Source organism: Segatella salivae DSM 15606, assembly GCF_000185845.1.
GTDB classification, from domain to species: Bacteria; Bacteroidota; Bacteroidia; order Bacteroidales; family Bacteroidaceae; genus Prevotella; species Prevotella salivae.
Map to the genome: position 1 here is coordinate 206,797 of NZ_GL629647.1, position 2,053 is coordinate 208,849.

Consider the following 2,053-nt stretch of genomic DNA (forward strand, 5'->3'; position numbering starts at 1 on the left):
GATCAAAAGATTCCGTTGGAGGTTATTTTTGAGTAGATAATAATCTTTTATCGGTGTATTTTCATATTATCTGATACAATTTGACACAATAATCCCTGTTGTTCGGTACAAGTTGTAGGCAAATGATTCCATAATATTCTGCGCCTGTGTTTTTGATAGTCCAACGTATCTTGCCACTTTCATTGGCAGCTGTCGTTTCCTCGGCAAGCACCAATCCGTTTTCATCCGTTACCATGTGACGCTTGTAACCGAAGTGGAACTTTCCCATCTTCTTTACCCAACGGGCTTCTGTGTCACAGTAGTACTATCAGGAACAATATCTTCCATGCCAAGACCTGCAAAGCGACTAAAAGACAAGCGATCGTTAACCTGCTCTTCAACTTCTCCGTCACTCAGACCATATCAGGTGCGGAGTAATTTAATCTTGAATAAAACAAGGCTGTCATAGCTGGGCCGGCCAGTAGACTTATAGCCTTTTGTATAAGCCACTTCTATTATAGCACGAATAGGTGTCCAATCAATGATTGTATTTATTTGTGAAAATAATGTCTGCTTGACCTTTCTTTGCCCAAGGAATAGGTCAGCAAAACTTGGAGAGTATAACTTTTTGTAGAAGGGGTTTTGCAGAGGTCTCAACTTTTTTTTATATCTTTGCAAGCGACTCTAAAAAAGTTATTCTTATGAAACACCAAGATTTATCATTCTTCAAAATGCTAAAAAAATACTTCAATATTAATGCTGACAAGGAAGATGAACAGACTACGATTGAGAATGTGGAAAGTTCCATTAGCTTCCATGGAGCACAGCTATGGATATTGATTTTTGCTATCTTCATTGCTTCTTTGGGATTAAATATCAATTCTACGGCAGTTATCATTGGTGCCATGCTGATTTCCCCCTTAATGGGACCTATCATCGGTATTGGATTGGCTGTTGGTATTTATGATATTGGATTGTTGAAACGTTCGGCAATCAATTATCTGATAGCTACGGTTATCAGTGTGCTCACAGCCACCATTTATTTTTTAATTACACCTTTGAACGAAGCACAATCAGAATTATTGGCACGAACTTCTCCATCGCTCTATGATGTGCTGATTGCTCTTTTAGGTGGAGCTGCCGGATTCATAGCATTGACTACAAAAGGCAAAGGTAATGTTATTCCGGGCGTAGCAATTGCCACAGCACTTATGCCACCACTGTGTACAGCTGGATATGGAATTGCAGTTGGAAATTTATCCTATTTCTTTGGGGCTTTCTATCTATTCTTTATCAATACCGTTTTTATTTGTCTGGCAACTTTCGTTGGAACCAGAATGATCAAATTCAGGCAGACCACCATCATTGATGCCGAAAAGATAGTCAAGGTTAAAAGATTTATGATGGCTGTCGTGGTATTGACCATGCTCCCTGCTGCATATATGACCATGCTTATCATTAAACAGAGCATTACTAAAAATAATCTAAGGAGCTTTGTAAGGGAAGAACTGACGTTTAAAGGTACACATATTTTATCACAGAATATCAATGAGCATGACAAAATGCTCAATATAGTTGCTTTGGGGAAAATAATTTCGCATGATACCATCAAGAAAGCAAGCAAGAAGCTATCCGAGTATCAGTTGGCCGACTACAAGCTCAATATTATTCAGGGAGCCCAATCCGACAGCCTATTACTCATGAGTAAAGAACTTTCTACAGTCACAATGTCAAGGGAAGCTAATGACAAAAAAATGATAGAACAATCACAACAAATTCATGAGTTGGAAAAACAATTGGAAACCTATACACGTTACGAGTCTTTAAGTTCTGAAGTTTCCGGTGAGATGAAACAACTTTTTCCTTCTGTTAGTCAAATCAGTATCTCAAATATCAAAGAATTTGAGACAGATTCAGCCAATCACAAAAGATATATAGTTGCAATTATAAACAGTAAGTTAAGATTTAATAGTTCAAACAGACAAAGACTACAACTCTGGCTTAAGGAACGTTGTAAAGCAGATAGTCTCAGATTGATAATAACTCCATAATCATATCTTACATTAACGCGACC

At 37.7% G+C, this 2,053-nt stretch carries 1 protein-coding gene and 1 pseudogene; one reads left to right on the forward strand and one right to left on the reverse strand.

The features are described 5' to 3' along the window. Positions 1-66 precede the first annotated feature (66 nt). Positions 67-627, reverse strand: a pseudogene (locus HMPREF9420_RS12985) (transposase). A gap of 53 nt (positions 628-680) precedes the next feature. Here HMPREF9420_RS12985 and HMPREF9420_RS00935 point away from each other — a divergent pair. After that, on the forward strand, positions 681-2,030 hold the full coding sequence (locus HMPREF9420_RS00935) for a DUF389 domain-containing protein (protein ID WP_044078648.1): 1,350 nt from the start codon (positions 681-683) through the stop codon (positions 2,028-2,030). Positions 2,031-2,053: the final 23 nt, after the last annotated feature.